This is a genomic window from Tomitella cavernea, from assembly GCF_016599145.1.
In the GTDB taxonomy this organism is placed as follows: domain Bacteria; phylum Actinomycetota; class Actinomycetes; order Mycobacteriales; family Mycobacteriaceae; genus Tomitella; species Tomitella cavernae.
Genome location: NZ_JAENKO010000023.1, coordinates 1 through 21,655, shown reverse-complemented (window position 1 = coordinate 21,655; position 21,655 = coordinate 1). Strand labels below are relative to the sequence as shown.

Here is a 21,655-nt window from a genome sequence, read left to right as displayed (position 1 = left end):
AGACCCCGGCGCCACGCTGAACAAGCTGTTCGACGGAGCCAACACCGGCAAGCTCATGCTGCGGATCGCCTGACCGCGGCCGCCACGCGGAGGATCGCGCCGTGCCGGAGAGCGGGATCCTCACGCATGCGGCGGCGCAACGGCCGACAATGAGGACATGACCCACTACGCACCGTCGGCATCCGGCACTCCGACCGCAGACACGGTGTTCCTCGGCGGCACCGTGCACACCGTGGACGACGCGTTCTCCACGGCTGAGGCGGTGGCCGTCGCCGACGGCCGCATCCTGCGGGTGGGCACGCGCGCGGACGTCCTCGCGCTCGCGGGCCCGGACACCGAGACCGTCGAGCTGGACGGCGCCACCCTGCTGCCGGGGTTCGTCGAAGCGCACGGGCATCCCACCGCCGAGATGGTGATGGCCGGGCCGGGCGCCGTGGACCTGCGCGCCGCGGTGTGCCCGTCGGCGGAGGCCGTGCTGACGCGACTGCACGAGGCCGTCGCCGCCGCGCCGGAGGACGGGTGGGTCACCGCGTCGGGCTGGGACCCGCTGCTCAACGACGAACTGCCCCCGCTCTCACGCGCCCTGCTCACCGAGCTGTCACCGCGCATCCCGCTGTCGGTGATGCACTACTCCGGCCATGCCGCGTGGGCCAACGACGCCGCGATGGACCGGCTGGGCATCACCCGCGACACCCCCGACCCGGCCGGATCGGTGTATGTACGCGACGCGGACGGTGAGCCCACAGGGGAGGGCCGCGAGTTCCCCGCGGCCGGCATCATCATGGGCCCCGGCGCGCAGATCCCGGAGGGCACGTTCGGCGCCCGGCTGCAGGCGGCGCTGGAGATCTCGGCCGCGGCGGGCGTGACGATGACCGGCGACCTGGCCTTCAGCCCCGACGCCGAGGCGGCCGTGCGCGCGTACTACGCCGCCGGCACCGCACCGGTGCGCATGCGCGCCTACGAGATCTCCGGCATCCGCGAGACCATCCCCCACGGCGACGAGGCCGACCCGTTCTTCCGCCCGGTGGGCGTGAAGATCTGGTCGGACGGCTCGCCATGGATCGGCAACATCGCCACCAGCTTCGCCTACCACGCCGGGCACGCCACCGATGTCATCGGCGTGACGGAGGGGCATCGCGGCTGCGCCAACTACACAGCCGAGCAGCTGCTGGAGCTGTGCCGCCGGTACATGGGCCAGGGCTGGCAGATCGCCTGCCACGTGCACGGCGACGTCGCCGTCGACTCCGTGCTGGGCGTGTACGAGACGGTGCAGGGCGAGAACCCGGGCACGGAGTTCCGGCTGCGCATGGAGCACTGCGGCAGCATCACCCCGGAGCAGGTGCGCCGGGCCGCCGGCCTGGGCGTGACCATCTCGTTCTTCCCCGCGCACATCTACTACTACGGCGAGGTGCTGCGGGAGTTCTTCGGCGAGCGCGCCGACGCGTGGGTGCCGGCCGGCGCGGCCGAGGCGTGCGGCATGCGGTTCTCGCTGCACAACGACCCGCCCGTCACCCCGGAGAGCCCGCTGCTCAACATGCAGACTGCGGTGGATCGGACCTCCCGCGGCGGCACCGTGCTGGGCGCGCAGTACGGGGTATCGGTGCGCGAGGCAATACGGGCGCAGACCATCCACGCGGCATGGCAGCTGCACTCCGAGCACGAGGCGGGCTCCATCGAACCGGGGAAGCTGGCGGACTTCGTGCTGCTCAGCGACGACCCGACGGCCGTGGACCCGGGCGCCCTCGGCGCCATCCGCGTACTGGGGACCTGGATCGGCGGTCGGCGGGTGCCCGGCGCCCACGCCGCTACCGCGTGATGCCGAACCGTTCGGCCAGTTGACGCTCGGTGTCCCGCGCCGAGGTGTGCAGCACCCCGGCGATGCCCAGCCGCGCGGCGCCGTCGAGGTTCTGCTGCAGGTCGTCGATCATCACCGCCTGCTCCGGCGCGACGGCCAGCCGCTCGCACGCCACCTCGTACATCTTGCGCGACGGCTTGCGCACGCCCACGTCCGACGAGACCACCACCGCGTCGGCCAGCGCGTCCAGGTCGACGCCCGCGTAGGAGTCGCGGCCGAAGGCGTTGGACACCAGCGCCACCGGCACCCCGGCCGACCGCAGGCCCATGACCAGCGCGGTCATCGCCTCGTCCGGCCGCAGCCCGGCCTTCATCCGCTCCTGCAGGCCGTCTGCGGCCACGTCCACGCCGTGCGCGCGCAGTCGCTTGGCGAAACCCTGCTCGAACTCGTCCGCGCCGATCAGGCCCCGTTCGTGCTCCGAGATCAGCCTGCGGGACGCCTCGTCGGTGGTGAGCAGGCGCACGGGGAGGTCCGGCTGGCCGTACTGCGCCCCGAACTCCGCGAACGAGTCGAGCACGCTGGTGGTGAGCACGCCGCCGAAGTCGACGAACACGGCCGTCACCTGCGATGCCGATGCGCCGTCCATCATGACTGTTCCTTCCCTCCCGGATCCGACTCCGGGATGCGCAGCGCGTTCACCCACAGCCGGCTGGCCGTGCGCACGATCTCGTCCAGGTCCGCCCGCGGATACTCGTCCAGCTCCACGTCGGCCACAAAGTACGAGAACGCGACGCGGCTGATCATCCCGGACAGCGTGCGCGAGGCCAGGTCGGCGTCCACCTCCGGATCGGCGAGCCCGCGCGCCTGCAGGTTGGCGATAGAGCGCGCGTTGCGGGCGACGAACGCCTCGGCGCGTTCATGCCGCAGCCGCCGGAACTCCGGCGAGATGCCGGCCACCTGCTCCATCAGGCCCATGAGCTTGGCGTTGCGCTGGTAGGCGATGAGGTAGGCGCGGGTGCTCGCCTCGATCACCGTCGCCGGGTCCGCATCGTCCGGCACCCGCGCCGTGCCCGGGTGCATCATCTCCTCCTTCGCCTGCTCGAGCACGGCGGAGAAGATCTGTTCCTTGCTGTCGAAATAGTTGTAGAAGGTGCCCGCCGAGCACTGCGCCTCGGTGGTGATGTCGATGAGCCGGGCGTCGAGGAAGCCCATGCGCTCGAACACGGCCCGCGCCGCCGCGACCAGGGCCGCGCGGGTGCGCAGGCCGCGCGCGCTCGACGGCGGGGAGGGGAGGGCGAACAGCCGGGGTTCCACTGGGGCGGGCATGGCGTCCGTTATACCGGACCGTGCTCGCCGACCAGCGGAAACCCGCCGCAGCGCGGTGGTCATGCGAGGGCGCGGCCACCGATTCCGACGCCGACGCCGCGCTGCGCGGACACGGACTGCGCGGCGTCGATGCCGGGCACGGCCCGCGGACCCTCCCGCACCGCGGCAGGGTTGGTCTCCTTGAGCGCCAGCGCGCACAGAAGCGTCACCAGGGCCATCGCCATGACGAACACGGCCACCAGCGTGGTGGAACCGGTGCCCGCGATGATCGCGGTCATGATCATCGGGGTGCCGCCGCTGATGGTGATGGCGGCCAGCTGGTAGGCCAGCGACATGCCCGAGTAGCGGATGCGCGGGGCGAAGATCTCCGACATGAATGCGGCGAGCGAGCCGTACGTCATCGACTGGAAGACCGCGCCCACCGTGACGGCGACAATGAACAGGGCCGGCGAGGCCGTGTCGACCAGCCAGAAGTACGGGAACGCCCACACCATGATGCCGATGGCGCCGATGATGAGCAGCGGGCGCCTCCCGACCCGGTCCGATGTGCCGCCGGACCACCGGATCACCCCGGCGCCGATCACCGAGCTGACGAAGGCCATGGCCAGCAGCCCGTCGTAGTCCATGCCCAGCTCCGCGGTGGCGTAGCTGAGCACGCCCGCGATGGAGATGTAGAACAGCGAGTTGGTGGCGGCGAGCAGCCCGCAGCCCAGCAGGATCTTGCGCCAGTGGTGGCGGACCACCTCGGCCAGCGGGGCCTTGGCGACGGCGTTGCCAGCGGCCTTTGCGGCCTCAGCCTGCGCGGCGGCCTGCAGGTCGCTGAACTCGGGGGTGTCCTCCACCTTGGTCTGGATGTAGTGGACGACGAGGAACAGCAGCGCGCTCGCCAGGAACGGCACGCGCCAGCCCCAGGTGATGAAGGCGTCGTGCGACAGCGCCGCGATGGCGCCCGGGAACACGAGGTTGCCGAGGAGGACGCCGAATGGCACACCCATCTGGCCGAAGGTGCCGGCGAAGCCTTTGCGCTTGGGGTCGGCCGATTCGGTGAGCAGCAGGATGATGCCGCCCCACTGCCCGCCGCAGGCCATACCCTGGATGAACCGCAGCGTCACCAGCAGTATCGGCGCGGCGATGCCGATGGCCGACGTGCTGGGCAGCAGGCCGATGAGGAACGTCGCGGCGCCCATGCCGATGAGGCACACGACGACGGTGGGTTTGCGCCCGTACTGGCCGCCGAAGTGCCCGGCGATGACGCCGCCGAGCGGACGGGCGACGAACCCGGCCCAGAAGGTGCTGAACGACAGCAGCGTGCCCATCAGCGCCGACGCCACGGGCAAGAACACGTGCGGGAACACCAGTGCCGCCGCCGTGCCGTAGAGGAAGAAGTCGTACCACTCGATCGAGCTGCCGAAGAGCCCTGCCGCCAGCAGCTTCTTCTGCGCTCGTCCGCCGCCGTGCGCGCGGGTGGCCGTGTGATTGGTCATCAGATCACCTCTTGCCCGGATTCACGGGAGGCGGCCGACACACGCCGTGCCGGCCGCGACCCATACGTTGAGGTTGACTCCATCTTCAAGTTGAAGTTCGCTTCAGCCTGTTCGGGACGAAGTGTGATGCCAATCACTACCCGGTGGTAATGTGCAGCGAATCCCGCGTCGTGACGCTGATTCCGCGCTACCCGCCCCGCAACGCGCGGCGCAGGATCTTGCCGGTGACCGTCTTCGGCAGCTCATCGCGGATCTCGACGGTGCGCGGCACCTTGTAGGCGGCCATCCGCTCGCGGCAGAAGGCGATGAGCCCGTCCTCGTCCGCCTCCGCGCCGGACTTGAGCGAGACGACGGCCTTCACCGTCTCACCCCGGTACCGGTCGACGGCGCCGACCACCGCGGCCTCGCGCACTGCCGGATGCGCGTACAGCACGTCCTCGACCTCCCGCGGCCACACCTTGAACCCCGACGCGTTGATCTGGTCCTTCTTGCGGTCGACGATGTAGAACCAGCCGTCCGCGTCCATCAGGCCGACGTCGCCCGTGTGGAACCGGCCGCCCGGCATGGCGCGCGACGTCTCGTCCGGCTTGTTCCAGTACCCGGCGCACACCTGCGGGCCGGCGATGACGATCTCGCCCACCTCGCCGACGGGCAGCACGGCGTCGTCGTCGCCGACGACCTCCGCGACCGTGTCCGCCACGGGCGTGCCGATGGACACCGCGCCCGACTCCGGGTCCACGGGCGCGGCGGCGCCGAACGGCACTGTGATGGCGGGGCTGTTGGTCTCGGTCAGCCCGTAGCCGTTGTGGATGTAGTGGCCGAACTTGTCGCGGAACGCCGCGAGCGCCCCCTCCGGCACCGGCGCGCCCCCGGAGAACACCGACTGCAGGCTCGCCAGGTGCTCCCGGGCCACCTCCGCGGCGTCCGTCCACGCGATGAACACCGTGATGGCCCCGATGATCCGCGTCGCCCCGTGCTCCCGGATGGCGTCGGCGGCGGCGACAGGGTGGAAGCGGCAGGTGAGCACCGCCGGGCAGCGTGTGAGCATCGGGGCCGCGATGTGCCCGATGAGCCCGGTGATGTGGAACAGCGGCGCCACGGCGAACATGCCGCCGCCGGCGGCCATTCCCACACTGTCCCGGTAGACCTGTGCGGTGAAGACCACGTTGGCGTGCGTGCTCATCGACCCCTTGGGCGGGCCCGTGGTGCCGGAGGTGTAGGGCAGGTAGGCGAGGTCGTCCGGCCCCAGGTCCACCGGCTCCGGCCGCCGCCCGCGATACCGCTCGATCGTCTCGAGCAGGTCCGCCGTCCCAGTTCCGCGCCGACGCTCGGAGGCCGCGAAGATGCGGGGGTCGTCCCGCGTCTGCAGGTCGAGCTCGCTCGTGGTGAAGATCGCCCGCACGTCCGTGTCCGCCGCCGCGGCGACGAGCTCCTCGGCCACCGACTCCAGGCACACGGCCGCCACGGCGCCGCTGTCGGCGAGGATCACGTGCAGCTCGCGCCGCTTGTACATCGGATTGATCGGCACGGGTACGGCGCCGATCTTCCACGCCGCGAGCACCACGGGAAAATACTGCGGGATGTTCTGCAGCACCACGGCCACCCGGTCGCCCCGGGCCAGTCCGTGCTCCGACAGCGCGACGGCCAGCGCGTCGGACATCCCGTCCACCTCGGCGAAGGTCAGCGTCGTGTCGAAGTACCTGACCAGCGGGGCGTCCGGGGCGGCCGCCGCGGAGGCGCGGAACATCGCGAGCGCGGTGGGGAACTCGTTCGGCAGGGTCCGGCCGTCGTGGCCCTCGGACCGGCTCATAGTCTGCGCGGCCATCACGCGGCCTCGAAGTAGAGGCGCGGGTTGTCCACCATCATGGTAGTGATCTGCGCATCGGTGACGCCCCGGTCGCGCAGCGCGGGCAGCACGTCGTCGCTGATGTGCGTGAAGTTCCAATTCGGCACGGCGGCACGCTTGGCATTCTCCTCGAACCAGTCGATGAAGCAGGCCGCGTCGTGCGCGAGCACCATCTTCTCCGCGTAGCCGCGGCGGCACAGCTCGGCCACCGTCGCCACCCGCTCTTCGAAGGGCAGCAGCACGTCCAGCCCGAAGCGGTCCATGCCCAGATACGATCCGGCGTCGGCGATGCGACACAGGTAGTCCAGGTCGGTGGAGTCGCCGGAGTGCCCGATGACGACCTTCTCCAGGTCGGCCCCCTCCTCCTTGAGCACCCGCTGCGCGACCAGCCCGGACCCCGAGTGCGGGTGGGTGTGCACGGTGATCGGCACACCGGTCTCGGCGTGCGCCTGGCCCACCGCGCGCATCACCCGCTCGACGCCCGGAGTGAGGCCCTGCTCTTCGATGGCACACTTGAGGAACGCCGCCTTGACCGACGTGCCCGCGATGCCCTCGCGGATGTCCTGGACGAACAGCTCCACCATCGGCTCCGGCTGGTCGAAAAGCAGCCCAGGGCCGGTGTAGTGGAACTGAAAAGGCACCTCGTTGTATGTGTAGACGCCGGTAGCGGGCACGATGTTGATGTCCACCTGCTCGTTGATCCGCTGGATTCGGGGCAGGTAGCGGCCCAGGCCGATCACCGTCGGGTCGACGATCGTGTCGATCCCGCGCGCCTTGCATTCGCGCAGCTGGGCGACGGCGTCGGCGATGCGCGCCTCCTCATCCCAGCTGTTGGGGAAGTCCGGATAGTTCTGCTGCATCTCGGTGTTCAGCACGAACACGTGCTCGTGCATGAGGACGTGGCCGAGCTGCCCGCTCTCGACCGGTCCGCGGACGGTTTCCACTGGTGACATCGCACGCTCCCTTGCGCGGCTCCGCAGGAGTGTGTCCTGCGACACTATGTGAGACAGATTACGAGACTGTCTCACCTGTGCGAGGATGTCAACGGCCGACGTGAGGAGGGCGGGCGATGACCACTGACGGACGGCGGCGCGTGATCGACGCGGCGACGCGGCGATACCTGGCGGGCGATCCGATCGACATGTCCACGCTCGCGGCGGAACTCGGCGTCGGCCGCGCGACGCTCTACCGGAACGCGGGCAATCGCGACGCGCTGCTCGCCGCCGTGCTCGCCGAGGCCACCGAGCGGACCTACCGCAAGGCGATCGCATCGGCACGGGGCACCGGGGCGGCGCGCGTGCTCGACTTCGTCGAAACGGTGATGCGGGACGTGGAGAGTGCGCCGCCGCTGCGTGCGCTCACCGCACGCGAGCCGATGCTGTTCATCCGCCTCGCACTCATGCCCGGCGCCATCGAGGACGTTTCCGCGGCGCTGACCGCCCAGGTGATCCAGGTGGAGGCCGACGCGGGCAGGCTCGCTCTGCCGCTGCCCGCCGCAACCCTGGCGAGCGCGATCGTGCGCATCTGCGATGTGCACCTGTACGCCCCGCTACTGGGGGGCGACCACGCCGAGATCGACACGGCCCTGGAGCTGGTGGGGCTGCTGCTACGCCCCAGCCCGGCGGGGTGAGACCCGGTCCGCATGACGCGTAGTCGACGGGGCCGATCCGGGCTGATCGGCCACTACACCGCTTCGACGACCACCGCGGTGCCGTACGCGCACACCTCGACCCCCGAGGACTCGTACTCGTTGGTCTCGAAGCGGAACGCCACCACCGCGTTGGCCCCGCGCTTCTCGGCCTCCTCGGACAGCCGCGCCAGCGCCTCCTCGCGCGCCTCATGCAGCAGCTTGGTGATGCCCTTGAGCTCACCGCCCGCCAGGGACTTGAGCCCGGCGCCGAGGTTCGAACCGACGTGCCGCGAGCGGACCGTCAGCCCGAAGCACTCGCCGATGGTGCGCGTGATGCGCGCGCCGGGGACGTCGTTGGTCGTCACGATGATCATGCCGCGCACGGTACCCGCCGCACCGGCGCGCTTGCGCCTAATCTGGCGGCATGCCGCACCCGATCATGTTCGACGACGACGATCCCGTACTGGCCCGCGTGCGCACCGCCGCGCTGGCGCTGCCCGGCGCGGCCGAGAAGATCTCGCACGGCCGCCCGAACTTCTTCACCGTCAAGGTCTTCGCCACATACAGCGGTTCCCTGCGCCACGGCGACGGTCGCCGGTTCCCCCAGTCGATCCTGGTCAAGCCGGACCAGGGCGAGTATCCGGCGCTGCTGCAGCACCCGCGCTACTACGAGCCCAAGTACATGGCCCCGTACGGCTGGGTCGGCATCGACCTCGCCCCCGGCGGCGCGCCGCCCGTCGACTGGGAGGAGGTGGCCGAGCTGCTGGACATGTCGTACCGGATGACCGCGCCCGCCAAGCGCATCCGGGAGCTCGACGGGCGCGTGTGAGCGGACGCGGGTGACCGGGCGCAGGTGACGCTGCCGCTGTCTACCCATTCAGAAGTTCCTCGAACGGCACCGGGTCGGCGAAGCCGTCGCGCACCGGCTGCTGCACGGGGCCGCCGGTCACCATCGCCGCGAGTTCTGCGGCGGCGCGCCCGATCCGCTCGTCCAGCCCGGCCGCGCCCCAGTCGGTCGACGCCGCGTAGACGCCGGTGGGTACGGGCATGGCGCGCAGGTACGCCATCAGTGGGCGCATCGCGTGGTCGATCATCAGCGAGTGCCTCTCGGTGCCGCCGGTGGCGCCCAGAATCACCGGCTTGCCCTGCAGCGCATCAGGATCGAGGATGTCGATGAACGCCTTGAACAACCCGCTGTAGGACGCGGTGAACGTCGGAGTGACGAGGATGAGGCCGTCGGCCGCCGCGACGTCGTCGACCACCCCGCGCAGCGCGCCGGAGGAGAACCCGGTGAGGATCGCGTCGGCGATGGCGTGCGCATGCCCGCGCAGCTCGACAGCGCGGATCTCCGCGCCGCCAGATCCCAGACCGCCCAACGCCGTTGCGGACTCGCGCGCCAGTCTGTCGGCCAGCAGGCGCGTGCTCGACGGCTCCGACATCCCGGCGGAGACGGCGACGATCCTGCGGGTCATGCCGGCACCCCCGCCTTCTGGTCTGCCGATTCCGCAGCGGCGTCGCGCGCCGCGAGGAGCGACGCGTGCGTCGGCGCCTCGGGCACGTGCGCGGGCCTCAGCGCGTCGAACTCCCTGCGCAGCACTGGAACCACCTGCTCGCCCAGCATGTCCAGCTGCTCGAGGACCGTCTTGAGGGGCAGCCCGGCATGGTCGACGAGGAACATCTGCCGCTGGTAGTCGCCCACGTAGTCGCGGAAGCCCAGCGTCCGGTCGATCACCTGCTGCGGGCTGCCGACGGTGAGCGGCGTCTGCTCGGAGAAGTCCTCCAGCGACGGCCCGCCGCCGTAGACGGGGGCGTTGTCGAAGTAGGGCCGGAACTCGCGCACCGCGTCCTGCGAGTTCTTCGCCATGTACACCTGCCCGCCGAGGCCGACGATGGCCTGGTCGGCGGCCCCGTGCCCGTAGTGCTCGTACCGGCGGCAGTAGAGCTCCACCATCCGCCTGGTGTGCTCCGGCGGCCAGAAGATGTGGTTGTGGAAGAAGCCGTCGCCGTAGTACGCGGCCTGCTCGGCGATCTCGGGGCTGCGGATGGAGCCGTGCCACACGAACGGCGGCACGCCGTCCAGCGGGCGCGGCGTCGACGTGAACCCCTGCAGCGGGGTACGGAACCGGCCCTTCCAGTCCACCACGTCCTCGCGCCACAGGCGGTGCAGCAGGTTGTAGTTCTCCACGGCCAGCGGGATGCCCTGCCGAATGTCCTGGCCGAACCATGGGTACACCATCCCCTGGTTACCGCGGCCCAGCATGAGGTCCACGCGCCCGCCGGCGAGATGCTGCAGCGTCGCGTAGTCCTCGGCGATCTTCACCGGATCGTTGGTGGTGATCAGCGTGGTGGAGGTGGACAGCATGATGCGCTCGGTGCTCGCCGCAATGTAGGCCAGCGTGGTGGTGGGCGACGACGGCACGAACGGCGGATTGTGGTGCTCGCCGGTCGCGAAGACGTCCAGGCCCACCTCTTCGGCCTTCTTCGCGATGGCGACGGTCGCCTGGATGCGCTCGTGCTCGGTGGGGGTGCGCCCCGAGGTGGGGTCGGCGGTGACGTCGCCGACGGTGAAGATGCCGAACTGCACTGGGAACCTCCCGGATCGTCTGCTGCTGGTGGCCACTGTACATGTCTTTGCGTGCGCAACTACTTGTCGTAACCGTGGGCCGCGGTCGGATATTCCTCCTGTGCACGGGCGGTCGTTGACCGATTGGCCGACAGCCGGAAAGCCACACCGGGACCACCTGCGCGTGGCACGATGCGGTCATGACCCTGCTGGCGGACGCCGCTGACGCCGCTGCTGCGAGCGGCCCGTCGGACATCGTCTCGCTGTTCTGGGTGGCGCTCGCCGCGGTCGTCGCGCCGCTGCTGGCCCGCGCGATCCGCGGCTACGTTCCCAGCGTCGTGTTCCTGCTCGTGCTGGGGATGCTCCTCGGCCCGTCGGTGGCCGGGCTGGCCTCGGACACCGGCGGACTGGAGCTGATCGACGAGCTCGGCCTGGGCATGCTGTTCCTGCTCGCCGGCTACGAGCTGGACCCGGCGCTCATGCGCGGACGCACCGGGCGGGTCGCCGGCAGCGCGTGGCTGATGAGCCTGCTCATCGCGTTGGGCCTGGTCGCCCTGATCGCCACCGGCGACACGTCCGTCACGTCGATCATCGCCGTGGCGATCGCCATGTGCTCCACCACGCTCGGCACGCTGGTGCCCATACTCAAATCCGAGAAGCTGATGGACAAGCCATTGGGCCGGGCGGTCATGGCCCATGGCGCCATCGGCGAGTTCGGCCCCGTCATCGCCATGGCGCTGCTGCTCACCGGCCGTCAGGCGTGGGCGGCGGTCGCGGTGCTCGCGCTGTTCGTCGTCGCCGCGCTCGCGCTCACCGTCGTCCCAGCGCGCCTGGCCCGGCGGTTCCCTGCGATCGGCGGAGTGCTCGGCGCGCTGCGCGGCGGCACCGAGCAACTGCCGATCCGCGTCGTCTTCCTGCTGCTCGTCGTACTCATGGCGGTGGCGTCGGTGTTCGACCTCGACGTGGTACTCGGGGCGTTCGCGGCGGGCATCATCCTGCGCCGACTCGCCGGCGCCGCCCGGCCGGACCTGGACGAGCCGTTGGAGGCGATCGGCTACGGGGTGCTCATCCCGGCGTTCTTCGTGGTCTCCGGCATGGGCATCGACCCTGCCGCCGTGGCCGCGGCACCGGGCACCTGGGTGGTGTTCGTCCTGATCATCCTGGTAGCCCGCGGGCTGCCGGTGTGGCTCAGCGACCGCATCTTCCCGCACGGCGCCAGCGTCGGCACCGCGGCCGACCGTGTGCAACTGGGCCTGTACGCGGCGGCCGGGCTGCCGATCATCGTCGCGGTCACCGAGGTCGGAACGCGCACCGGGTTGCTGGACGAGGACCTCGCGTCGACGATGGTGGCCGCCGGCGCCACCACCGTGCTGCTGTTCCCGCTGGCCGCGAAGATCATCGGGCGCCAGTACACGGCCACGCGGGCGAAGCAGACTGCGGGGTAGACCGTCAACTCGCTGCCGGCACGTCGCGCCGCGCCAGACCCTCGTAGTGGGCCAGCGGCCTGATCAGGTGATTCGACCGCCGCTGCTCGATGATGTGCGCCGCCCAGCCGGCGATGCGCGCCATCGCGAAGATCGGCGTGAACATCGCGATGTCGATGCCCAGCAGGTAGTACGACAAGCCCACGGGGTAGTCGACATTGGGCTTGAGCCCGGTCGCATCGGCCATTGCGCGTTCAAGCTCGTCGTAGACCGCGAGCAGCTCCTGCCCGCCCCGCCGCTCGGCGATCTCCCCGAGCGCCGCCCGCATCGTCGGCACCCGCGAGTCGCCGTTCTTGTACACGCGGTGCCCGAATCCCATCACCTTGCGGTGCGAGTCCAGCTCGCCGCGCAACCAGTCGCCGACGCGCTCACGGCTGCCGATCTCGAGGAGGTTGCGCATGGACGCCTCGTTGGCGCCGCCATGCAGTGGACCCTTGAGCGCGCCGATCGCACCGGTCACCGCGCTGTACAGGTCGGACTGCGTGGACGTGATCACGCGCGCGGTGAAGGCCGAGGCGTTGAAGCTGTGCTCGCCGTACAGGATCAGCGACGCCTCGAAAGCGCGGGCCAGCTCCGGATCGGGCACTTCGCCATGACACATGTGCAGGAAGTTCGCCGCGAATCCCAGCCGCTCGTCGGGCGCCACCGGGGCCAGTCCCCGCCGTCGGCGCATGTCGGCCGCGACCACCGTGGGCATCAGGGCCATGAGCCGCAGCGCCTCGTCCTGCTGACGCCCCTCCTGCAACGCCGCCGCGTCGCGCGAGCCGCCGGGGTCGACCATCGCGGCGTCCTCGTCCGGGTCACGGGATCCCAGGAAGCCCACCACGGTGCGCAGCACGTCCATCGGCGGGCACCGCTGCGGCATCAACGCCATCAGGTCGTTCACTGGCCGGTCGGTACGGCGGTGCTCGCGCTCGCGCTCGATGAACCGGTGCAGCCGCGCGGGCTCCGGCAGTTCCGCGTTCCACAGCAGGTACGCGACCTCTTCAAAGCTGCACTGCCTGGCCAGCTGCTCCACCGGGTAGCCGCGATAGGTGAGCGATTGGGTTGCGGGATCGATCGCCGCGATCGCCGTCGAGTCGACGACCACGTCGGCCAGCCCCTGGTGGATGTCGGGTACGGGCGCGCGGGCGCCGTGCGCAGTCGCCTCACCTCCGCGACCGGCACCGTCGGGGGAATCCCGCATCATGCACCTCCTTCCAGCGTGAAGTCGTACACCGAGCCGTCGAACGCGTTGTACCCCTCGTAGTCGAGCAGTTCGTAAAGGCGGCTGCGGTGCTGCATCCGGTCCAGCATCCCGGCCTGGGTGCCTTCGGCGGCGAGCCCGCGCAGTCCCTCCTCGGCCGCGAACATGGCCAGGCGCAGCGTCGTCACCGGGTAGATCACCGCGTTGTATCCGATGTCCTGCAGCCGCTGGGCGGGGATGAGCTCCGACTTGCCGAACTCGGTCATGTTCGCGAGCAGCGGCACGTCGACGGCCTCGCGGAACTCTTCGAACTCCGCCTCGTCTGCCAGCGCCTCGGTGAAGATCATGTCGGCGCCCGCGTCCGCGTAGGCCTTGGCGCGGTCGATGGCGGCGGGCAGCCCCTCGATGCCGCGGGCGTCGGTGCGGGCGCAGACCACGAAGTCCGCGTCGCGCCGTGCCCCCACCGCCGCGCCGATCCTGCGCACCATGTCGGCGGCCGGAACCACGGCCTTGCCGTCGAGGTGCCCGCACCGCTTGGGGTTCACCTGGTCCTCCAGGTGGCAGCCCGCCACGCCGGCACCCTCCAGGTGGGTGATGGTGCGCGCCACGTTCATCGGCTCGCCGAAGCCCGTGTCGGCGTCGACAAAGGTGGGCAGGTCGGTGACGCGGGCGATCTGGCGGCTGCGATCGGTCACCTCGGAGAGCGTGGTCAACCCGATGTCCGGCAGGGCGAGATCCGCCGACACGACGGCACCCGAGACGTAGACGCCCTCGAAACCGACCTCCTGAATGAGCTTCGCGGTGAGCGGGTTGAAGGCGCCGGGCAGACGTTGGATGGTGCCCGACGTCAGGCCCGCGCGCAACGCCGTGCGCTTGTCGTCCGCCGAGGTCGCCGCGGTGATCAATCCGGTCATCAGAGCAGTCCTTCCGGGATGGCGGGCACGCGGGCCGCCGCCTCGTCGGTCACGGTGAACCCCAGCCGGTGCAGCTGCCCGGCGGGCAGGTCGGCGACGGTGTCCACCGCGCCCAGGAAGCGGTCCTGTTCGTCGGGGGCGACGATGCCGTCGGCGAGCGACCGGAACTTGGCCACGTACTGGGAGCGAGTGAACGGGTGGGCGCCCTGCGGATGGGCGTCGGCCACGGCCAGCTCGTCGACGACCGTTTCGCCCGAGTCCAGGGTGACCTCGGCGCGCGCCCCGAACGCCCTCTTGGCCGGGTCCGGGTCGTGGTAGCGCCGAGTCCATTCGGGATCCTCGGCGGTGGAGACCTTCCGCCATAGCGCGACCGTGTCCGGCCGTCGTGCACGTTCGGGGGAGTAGGAGTGTTCGTGGTGCCAGGCGCCGTCCTGCAGCGCGACGGCGAAGACGTACATCACCGAGTGGTCGAGGGTTTCGCGGCTCGCGTGCGGGTCGAACTTCTGCGGGTCGTCCGCGCCGGTGCCGATCACGGTGTGCGTATGACGGCTGGTGTGCAGGGTGACGGAAGAGATCCGCGCCGGATCGCCGACGCGCTCCCGAAGCCGGAACGCCAGGTCTATGACGGCCTGCGCCTGGTATTCCGCCGAGTGCTCCTTGGTGTAGCTGTCGAGGATGGCACGTTTGGGGGCGCCCGCTGCGGGCAGCGGCACCCGGTATTCGGCGTCGGCCCCATCGAGGAGCCAGGCGATCACGCCGTCCTCGCCCTCCCAGATCGGGGCCGGCGCACCCTCGCCGCGCATGGCGCGGTCGACGGCCTCGACGGCGGCCTTGCCCGCATAGGCGGGGGCGTAGGCCTTCCAGCTGGAGATCGCGCCCTTGCGGGACTGCCGCGTCGCGGTGGTGGTGTGCAGGGCTTGGCCGATCGCCTGGTAGATCACCTCCGGCTCGAGGCGGAGCAGGGTGCCGATCCCCGCGGCGACGGACGGCCCCAGGTGGGCGACGTGGTCGATCTTGTGCTCGTGCAGGCACATCCCGCGCGCCAGGTCGATCTGGATCTCGTACCCGGTGGCGACGCCGCGCACGAGGTCCGCGCCGGATACGCCGGCGTGCTGCGCGACGGCGAGGATCGGGGGGATGTTGTCGCCCGGATGCGAGTACTCGGCCGCCAGGAACGTGTCGTGGAAATCGAGCTCGCGCACCGCGACGCCGTTGGCCCACGCGGCCCACTCGGGGGCGAACCGGCCGTGGATACCCCACACCGAGCCGCCCGGGGAATACGGACGCACCAGCGCCTGCGCCCGGGCCGCCGCGACCGGGCGGCGGGCGAACGCGGCGGCCGCCACTGCGGCGTCGTCGATGATGCGGTTGACCACCATCTCGCGCACGTCGTCGTCGACGGCGACTGGATCGGCCGCGACCTGCGCGATCTTCCAGGCCAGGTGCTCGTCGCGGGGAAAGTCCTCCGCGGATCGGCGGGTGCGGACCGTGTGCATCCGCATGTGCTGTGCGCCGGCAGGCTGCGCGGTGTCGGGTTCATCAAACATGCGGCCTCCAGCATTTCGCTCGTCGCCCCGGGTCCGCCGCTGCGGTCTCGCGGGCCCCGCTTCCGACGCTACTCGTGCTGTGGCCCGCCCCCGCCCGTCCTAGACTTGGCGGGTCCCCCAGCCGCGTCTCCGGAGGTGCCCCGCGTGTCCGGTGTGCTGTCGGGGTTCGTGGTGATCTTCGTGGTGATCGCCGTGGGATACCTGCTGGGCCGGCGCGGCACGCTGGGGGACCAGGGCCGGATGGTGCTCACCCGTCTGGTGTTCTACGTGGCCACCCCGGCGCTGCTCATCGACGTGGTGGCGCACGCCGACTTGCAGACGTTGTTCTCGTCGGGGCTCGCCGTCGCCGCGGGCACCGCCGCCGCCGTGGCCGTCGTGTACGCGGCGGTGGCGCGATACGTACTGCGGCGCGCGGGACCCGAGGTGATGGTGGGCGCCATGGCCTCGTCGTACCTCAACGGCGGAAACCTGGGCATCCCCATCGCCGTGTTCGTCCTCGGCGACGCGTCGTACGTGGCGCCGGTGATGCTGTTCCAGATCATCGTGTACGCGCCGATCGCCCTGACCGTGCTGGACATGACCACCACCGGGCGGGCCGGCTCACTGCGCGGGGTGGCGGCGTCGATCGTGCGCAATCCCATCGCGCTCGGCGGCATCGCGGGCCTGGTCCTGGCGGGGGCCCGGTGGCTGCCGCCCGAGCCGATCATGGACTCGATCTCACTGCTCGGCGGCGCCGCCGTGCCGGGCGCCCTCATGGCGTTCGGGCTGTCGCTCTCCGGGGCGCAGGTGCTCCGGAAGGGCACGAGCCCCCGGCGCGATGTGGCCGTCGCCTCCCTGCTCAAGGCGATCGCCCAGCCGACCCTCGCCTACCTGCTGGGCCGGTACGGGCTGGGACTCGACGGGCATGCACTGTTCGCGGTGGTCGTCGTAGCCGCGCTGCCCACCGCGCAGAACGTGTTCATCTACGCCTCGAAGTACGGGCGGGGCATGGTGCTGGCGCGCGACGCCGCCCTCGTCACCACCATCGCCTCGGTGCCCGTGATCCTCGTGGCCACCGCGCTGCTGGGGTGATGCCGGGCGCCGCAGGAACTCGTAGCCTGCCGCACCTCGCCTCACCGCGCGCGGATCTGCTCCCACACGTCGAAGTCCTCGCGCGGCCCGCCGGGGGTGTCGGCCCCGTACTTGGCGATCTCCGCGTCGAGATCCAGCGGCCGGGTGGGCGGGGAGCCGGGCTTGAGTTCGTCGAGTATCGACGCGTCCGGCACCATCCAGCACACCTCGAACTCGATCCCGTCGGGATCCGCGCCGTAGAGCGCCTTGGTGGAACCGTGGTCACCGGCGCCGGTGAGGGAGCCCGCCTCGGAGAGCCGCCGCCCCATCTCCGCCAACGCGTCGAGCGTGTCCACTTCCCACGCCAAGTGGTACAGCCCCACCCCGCGCGCCGGACGGGGTCCGGTGTCGCCCAGCTGGAACAGGCCCAGGTCATGGTCGTTGGCCGAGTCCGCGGCCTGCAGGAACGCTGCGCCGGGGAACTGGCTGAGCACCCGGAATCCCAGCGTTCCCACGTAGAAATCGAGGCTGCGCTGCAGTTCCGACACGTACAGCACGGCATGGTTGAGGCGCTTGATCGACATGGCGTCATTGTCCCATTCGACGTCGTGGTCGACCTGGTGTCATCGCTCCACCGGTCCTGCTCGCAGGGGGCATCCCGGGGCAGGGCAGTATGGCGGCCATGATCGGCCCCGGCGCCCCCGCGTCGCCTTCCGGAACGACGTTCTCCGGCGCGCTGCTGAGCGACGACGCGTGGCTCGCGCGGCGGATCGCCGACACTCGCCGCAGGTGGGGCTGCCGCGATGATCGCACCGCAGGAACCCTCTGGTGGTACTCGGCCGCGGCGGTGCTCACCGACGCCGGCCCGCGGATGCTGCTCGCACACGGCGTCGCTCCCGACCCTGCTCTGGACCGGCTCGAGTGCACGCTCACCGAACAGGGCTACCTCGGTGCGGTACGCGCAGAGGGCGTTGTGCGCGAGCCCGGCGAGTACGGCACGGCCCTGGCGTCGGCGCTCTCGGCGGTCATCGTGCCGCTGTCCGCCGTGTCGGGGGCGTCGGAGCGGGCGTTGTGGGCCGTGGCGTCGGATGCGCTCGCGGGCCGTGCGCTCGCCGCCGGTCCCGCGGCCGGTCGGCTCGCCGAGGCCTGCGCCCTCGCGCGCCGTCTCACCGTGCCGCCGCTGGTGCCGGCACGGTTCGTCGACGTCGTGCCGCACCCGGACACGCCGCCCACGGGCCGGATCCAGCGGCTGCCCGCCGATCCGTCTTCTCCCGTGCCGGCGACGGGCCGGCGGATCGTGCGGCGCTGCTCATGCTGCCTCATCTTCCAGGCGCCGGGTCAGGCCAAGTGCGTGAGCTGCCCGCGTCGCAGGCCTGCCGACCGGGATGCGGCGCTCGCAGTGTGGTTCCAGAGCTCCTGATTCCCGACTGGCACGGTCCGTGTGCGAGTCCGCCCTGTCGCCCCCGTTCCGCCTGCGACGCAGCGCGTAACGTTACATAATCGAGATCTTCACATGTGTAATAGCTGCAGAATTGTCGTTATTCAATGGCTCTGCCAGTGCAGTTCAATTCCGTCTGGCGGGATTGGACTGACACACGTACCTTCCCTCCCGTCGTAACACCTGAACGGGGAGGTCAACACGAATGAAGGTTTTCACGACCGCATCCGCATCCCGGTCGCGCGGCCTTTCGGCCGTCGGCGCGGCAGCCGCGTCCGTCGCGATCGCGGCGACAACCGCGATCGCCGCGCCGGGCGCTGCTGGCGCCTCGCCGCAGTCGCCCAGTGCGCCGCTCGAGTCTGCGGGCGTACCCCCGCGCATCGCCGCGCTGGCCGACTCCGGCAGCCTCTCGGTCGAGTCGGTGGACCTGATCCCGGAGGCGATCGCCGCCGTATCCGGGTCGGTGGGACTGCCGACCACCGTCTCGAACGCGCTCCTGTCCACCGTCGGCGGATGCCAGAGCGACGCCCCCGAGGCCATCATCGCCTGCACGGAAGACCAGACACTCACCACCGAACCGCCGCTGTCGCTGCGCGTCAACCCGGCGAATACGGACATCGTCGTCCTCGGCGCGGGACTGCACGAGGACGGCACTATGCGCCCAGTGCTGGAGAGCCGTCTGCGCGCGGCACTCGAACTGGCGAACAGCTTCCCGTCCGCGCCGATCATCGTCACGGGAGGCGTGCCGCAGAGCGGGCGCACCGAGGCAGACGCGATGTTCGACTGGCTCGTCGCCAACGGAGTCCCCGCCACGAGGATCACGAAGGAAGAACGGTCCACCTCGACCGTCGAGAACGCGCAGTTCACGGACGAGATCCTCGATGCGCGGCGATCGCCCGCAGCGGTCGTCGTCACCTCCCCCGGACACCTGGAGCGTGCGCTTGTCGACTTCCGCAAGGCCGTCGACGGGCAGCGTTCGATCCAGGGCGTCGTCGCGCCGTAGGCCCTGGCGGGCCCGTGCGTCGGCCTGGCGCGGGGCCGACCGGTTCGCTGCCGCGGGCCGGCCGGCCTCAGACCACACGCCCCACCCGCATCGACACCGGCCACTCCACCGGACGCCGAACTTCCCGGGCCCCCCAGAGCTCGGTGATGTCGGCGACGAACCGGTCGATGAGATCGCCGCGGCCTCGTGCGCGGAGGTTACGCGTCGCCGACCACGTGCCGACATAGCCGAGCAGGTCGTCGAGGTTCCAGGACCTGCGGATCACGGCGGCAGGCGCTGCGCACTCGCCGAAGGGGAATGCGACGTCCGCGTAACCGTTCTCCACCATCGCGCGTTCCGGCGGCCAGAATTCGGCTATCTCCTCATCATAGAATCGCTGGAATCGCGCACCCGCAGAGTCGATTCCCCTATCTCGATCCGATTGCGACGAATCATCCGCGATACCCGTCCGCCCCGCCGCGGCCCCGGCGCGACACGCGTCGCCATCGACCCGCGGGTCATCGCCGGGCCTGCCCACGACGAGCTTTCCGTAGGTCGCAAGCGCGACGACCGCGCCGGGGGCGGTCACCCGCCGCACCTCGCGCCAGAACCGGGGCAGGTCGAACCAGTGGGCGGACTGCGCCGCAGTGACCAGGGAAACCGCGCCGTCCGCGATGGGCAGCCTCTCGGCCGTGCCGCACGCGTACTCGATCCGTCCTCCCGTGCGGTGCGCGACGGCGTTGGCGAGCTGGTCCGCGCTCGGGTCCACTCCGATGACGGCGGGATACACCGCCGCCAGCTGCTCGGTGAACTGCCCTGTGCCGCAGCCGACATCGATCACCCAGCGTGCACCCGCCCCGGGCGGCGCTACTTCGGCGAGAAAGCGAACGACCTCCCGCGGGTAGTCGGGACGCGATTGCGCGTAGTCCGCTCCGCCGTCGCTGAACCAGTTCATCCCGCCAGTGTGCTCCGCCAGGCCGCCGGCTTCCGGCCGTCCCGACTCGCAACGAACCGCATCCGCCGGCCTCATTCCGGCGTTCTGCGTACCCGACGCGCCGCCGCCGACCATGGTGACGCCTCCATCTGATGGTTCCCGTGGACGAACTCTAGAACATATGTATCATAGAAATCACGTTCGATGCCAAGCCCGGGGAGGGTGCTCGGCATCATGCAGAACAGATCAGACGGGGGGATTTCATGCTTGCCGATCTTGCGCAGCTCGGCGACTGCAGCGCCTGGCGCCGCACCGTGCCGGACCTCGGCGCACTGGATTCGTCGTCACTCATCGACGTCATCGCGGATTGCGCGCGGCTCGAATCGGCGTTCCTGGAACGCCGCCTGGCTGCGACGGCGCAGTTCCTCACGGTGGTCGATCGCGAACTCGAGGTACGAGGGGAGTGGTCCTCGGATCCGTTCGAGATGGCGGAGGCCCAGATCGCCGCCGCCACGACCGCCAAGCGAAGTCACGCCGGCGCGGAGCTGAGCCTTGCCCTCTCCCTGCGCGACAGGCTCCCACGCACGCGCGTGGCCCTCGCAACGGGCCATCTGAGCGCATTCCGCGTGCGGCAGATCGAGTCGGCGACGGCGAACGTGGAGGCCGACCGCGTCGCAGAGGTCGAGGCCGAGGCCCTCCGCTCCATCGCACCCGATGCCCCCGAGTCGGAGCCGGATTGGGACCGGGCCGAAGCCCACGCTGGCGACGATCCGGGTGCCGCTGGTTCCATGAGCGCGGCATCCCCGTACCGCACGGTCCGCCGTGGCCTGGTCGGACGGCGTCTGACCGACACTATCGCGCGGATCATCGCCAAGAAGGATCCTGACGGCGTCCGTACCCGCCGCATCCGCAAGCGCGCCGAAAGGTTCGTGGGCATCAGCGACGACACCGACGGCGCGGTGTACCTCAACGGGTCGCTGCCCGCGGAGGACGGCCGCCGGCTCGTCGGCCGCCTCACCGAGATGAGCCGCGACGTCTGCAAGGCCGACGACCGCACGCTGGACCAGCGCCGCGCCGACGCCCTCATGGCGTTGGTCGACGGGGCACGAGTCCTCGCGTGCGCATGCGGTGACGAGTCCTGCCCGCGCGCGGGTCGCAGCGCACCCGCCCAGCGCAAGCCGCTGGTGCACGTGATCATGCTGGACAGCACGCGGCGGGGCGGCGACGAGCCGGGCTTCCTCGACGGCTACGGGGTCATCGGCGCCGACCACGCCCGCACCATCGCCGCCTCGGGCACGGTCCGCCCCATCCGGGTACCCGAGGACGTCCGGACACGGCGCAGGTCCCGGGGCTCTACGGAATGCAGAGTGCGTAGACGGGTGTCCAGCGAGGTGAGGGGGGACCACAACATGTAGGCGGGTCCTGCGGTGTGAAGATGAGAGTTGCGAAGCTCCCCATCGACCACCACAGGACCCG

21 protein-coding genes are annotated in these 21,655 nt (G+C 70.8%); 8 read left to right on the top strand and 13 right to left on the bottom strand.

Annotated features, from left to right (window positions below; all coding sequences use genetic code 11):
• Positions 1 to 157 precede the first annotated feature (157 nt).
• Positions 158 to 1,816 (top strand): amidohydrolase, encoded by a 1,659-nt coding sequence (locus JJ683_RS09585; RefSeq protein WP_200173529.1) that lies wholly within the window; start codon positions 158 to 160, stop codon positions 1,814 to 1,816.
• On the opposite strand, the gene JJ683_RS09580 is transcribed toward JJ683_RS09585, so the two are convergent.
• From JJ683_RS09580 to JJ683_RS09560, 5 genes are all read right to left on the bottom strand, one after another.
• Positions 1,806 to 2,444, bottom strand: coding sequence for an HAD family hydrolase (locus JJ683_RS09580; protein WP_242474578.1), 639 nt, complete (start codon positions 2,442 to 2,444; stop codon positions 1,806 to 1,808). The two genes, JJ683_RS09585 and JJ683_RS09580, sit on opposite strands and share 11 nt — an antisense overlap.
• Positions 2,441 to 3,121 carry a TetR/AcrR family transcriptional regulator gene (locus JJ683_RS09575; protein WP_200173526.1) on the bottom strand — a complete coding sequence of 227 codons (681 nt, stop codon included), beginning with the start codon at positions 3,119 to 3,121 and terminating at the stop codon, positions 2,441 to 2,443. The genes JJ683_RS09580 and JJ683_RS09575 overlap by 4 nt, the downstream gene beginning before the upstream one ends.
• A gap of 59 nt (positions 3,122 to 3,180) precedes the next feature.
• Entirely contained in the window at positions 3,181 to 4,605 is a 1,425-nt protein-coding gene (locus JJ683_RS09570; protein ID WP_200173524.1) for an MFS transporter, read from the bottom strand.
• A 187-nt stretch (positions 4,606 to 4,792) separates the two neighbouring features.
• On the bottom strand, positions 4,793 to 6,430 hold the full coding sequence (locus tag JJ683_RS09565; protein WP_200173522.1) for an AMP-binding protein: 1,638 nt from the start codon (positions 6,428 to 6,430) through the stop codon (positions 4,793 to 4,795).
• On the bottom strand, positions 6,430 to 7,404 hold the full coding sequence (locus JJ683_RS09560; RefSeq protein WP_200173520.1) for a phosphotriesterase family protein: 975 nt from the start codon (positions 7,402 to 7,404) through the stop codon (positions 6,430 to 6,432). Before JJ683_RS09560 ends, JJ683_RS09565 begins: the two co-directional genes overlap by 1 nt.
• Before the next feature lie 116 nt (positions 7,405 to 7,520).
• Between JJ683_RS09560 and JJ683_RS09555 the strand changes: the two genes are divergently transcribed.
• Entirely contained in the window at positions 7,521 to 8,081 is a 561-nt protein-coding gene (locus JJ683_RS09555) for a QsdR family transcriptional regulator (RefSeq protein WP_200173518.1), read from the top strand.
• A gap of 53 nt (positions 8,082 to 8,134) precedes the next feature.
• Here the strand turns inward: JJ683_RS09555 and JJ683_RS09550 are convergent, their stop codons facing one another.
• Entirely contained in the window at positions 8,135 to 8,455 is a 321-nt protein-coding gene (locus JJ683_RS09550) for a YbjQ family protein (protein ID WP_200173515.1), read from the bottom strand.
• A gap of 50 nt (positions 8,456 to 8,505) precedes the next feature.
• Between JJ683_RS09550 and JJ683_RS09545 the strand changes: the two genes are divergently transcribed.
• Complete coding sequence (locus JJ683_RS09545; RefSeq protein ID WP_200173512.1) at positions 8,506 to 8,910, top strand: MmcQ/YjbR family DNA-binding protein; 405 nt, start codon at positions 8,506 to 8,508, stop codon at positions 8,908 to 8,910.
• A 40-nt stretch (positions 8,911 to 8,950) separates the two neighbouring features.
• On the opposite strand, the gene JJ683_RS09540 is transcribed toward JJ683_RS09545, so the two are convergent.
• Entirely contained in the window at positions 8,951 to 9,553 is a 603-nt protein-coding gene (locus tag JJ683_RS09540) for an FMN reductase (RefSeq protein WP_200173510.1), read from the bottom strand.
• A complete protein-coding gene (locus JJ683_RS09535) occupies positions 9,550 to 10,665 on the bottom strand; it encodes an LLM class flavin-dependent oxidoreductase (protein WP_200173508.1) in 1,116 nt (371 codons plus the stop codon). The genes JJ683_RS09540 and JJ683_RS09535 overlap by 4 nt, the downstream gene beginning before the upstream one ends.
• Positions 10,666 to 10,844: 179 nt before the next feature.
• Here JJ683_RS09535 and JJ683_RS09530 point away from each other — a divergent pair, with 179 nt between their 5' ends.
• Positions 10,845 to 12,089 carry a cation:proton antiporter gene (locus tag JJ683_RS09530; protein ID WP_200173506.1) on the top strand — a complete coding sequence of 415 codons (1,245 nt, stop codon included), beginning with the start codon at positions 10,845 to 10,847 and terminating at the stop codon, positions 12,087 to 12,089.
• 4 nt (positions 12,090 to 12,093) lie between these two features.
• Here JJ683_RS09530 and JJ683_RS09525 read toward each other — a convergent pair whose 3' ends face one another.
• Genes JJ683_RS09525 through prpD form a run of 3 tightly spaced genes read right to left on the bottom strand, consistent with a single transcriptional unit; the run spans position 12,094 to position 15,730 of the window.
• The gene (locus JJ683_RS09525) at positions 12,094 to 13,314 is read right to left on the bottom strand and encodes a bifunctional 2-methylcitrate synthase/citrate synthase (RefSeq protein ID WP_200173591.1); all 1,221 of its coding nucleotides are present in this window, start codon (positions 13,312 to 13,314) and stop codon (positions 12,094 to 12,096) included.
• On the bottom strand, positions 13,314 to 14,228 hold the full coding sequence (gene prpB, locus JJ683_RS09520; RefSeq protein WP_200173504.1) for a methylisocitrate lyase: 915 nt from the start codon (positions 14,226 to 14,228) through the stop codon (positions 13,314 to 13,316). The genes JJ683_RS09525 and prpB overlap by 1 nt, the downstream gene beginning before the upstream one ends.
• The gene (prpD, locus tag JJ683_RS09515) at positions 14,228 to 15,730 is read right to left on the bottom strand and encodes a 2-methylcitrate dehydratase PrpD (RefSeq protein WP_200173589.1); all 1,503 of its coding nucleotides are present in this window, start codon (positions 15,728 to 15,730) and stop codon (positions 14,228 to 14,230) included. Before prpD ends, prpB begins: the two co-directional genes overlap by 1 nt.
• 189 nt (positions 15,731 to 15,919) lie before the next feature.
• Between prpD and JJ683_RS09510 the strand changes: the two genes are divergently transcribed.
• Entirely contained in the window at positions 15,920 to 16,846 is a 927-nt protein-coding gene (locus JJ683_RS09510) for an AEC family transporter (RefSeq protein WP_200173502.1), read from the top strand.
• A gap of 41 nt (positions 16,847 to 16,887) precedes the next feature.
• On the opposite strand, the gene JJ683_RS09505 is transcribed toward JJ683_RS09510, so the two are convergent.
• On the bottom strand, positions 16,888 to 17,409 hold the full coding sequence (locus tag JJ683_RS09505) for a VOC family protein (RefSeq protein WP_200173500.1): 522 nt from the start codon (positions 17,407 to 17,409) through the stop codon (positions 16,888 to 16,890).
• A gap of 98 nt (positions 17,410 to 17,507) precedes the next feature.
• Between JJ683_RS09505 and JJ683_RS09500 the strand changes: the two genes are divergently transcribed.
• A complete protein-coding gene (locus tag JJ683_RS09500; RefSeq protein WP_242474576.1) occupies positions 17,508 to 18,245 on the top strand; it encodes a (2Fe-2S)-binding protein in 738 nt (245 codons plus the stop codon).
• A 223-nt stretch (positions 18,246 to 18,468) separates the two neighbouring features.
• Positions 18,469 to 19,266, top strand: a complete 798-nt coding sequence (locus tag JJ683_RS09495; RefSeq protein ID WP_200173495.1) for a YdcF family protein — start codon at positions 18,469 to 18,471, stop codon at positions 19,264 to 19,266.
• A 67-nt stretch (positions 19,267 to 19,333) separates the two neighbouring features.
• Here JJ683_RS09495 and JJ683_RS09490 read toward each other — a convergent pair whose 3' ends face one another.
• On the bottom strand, positions 19,334 to 20,200 hold the full coding sequence (locus JJ683_RS09490; protein WP_200173493.1) for a class I SAM-dependent methyltransferase: 867 nt from the start codon (positions 20,198 to 20,200) through the stop codon (positions 19,334 to 19,336).
• A 242-nt stretch (positions 20,201 to 20,442) separates the two neighbouring features.
• Between JJ683_RS09490 and JJ683_RS09485 the strand changes: the two genes are divergently transcribed.
• Positions 20,443 to 21,594, top strand: a complete 1,152-nt coding sequence (locus JJ683_RS09485; protein ID WP_200173491.1) for a DUF222 domain-containing protein — start codon at positions 20,443 to 20,445, stop codon at positions 21,592 to 21,594.
• Positions 21,595 to 21,655 lie beyond the last annotated feature (61 nt).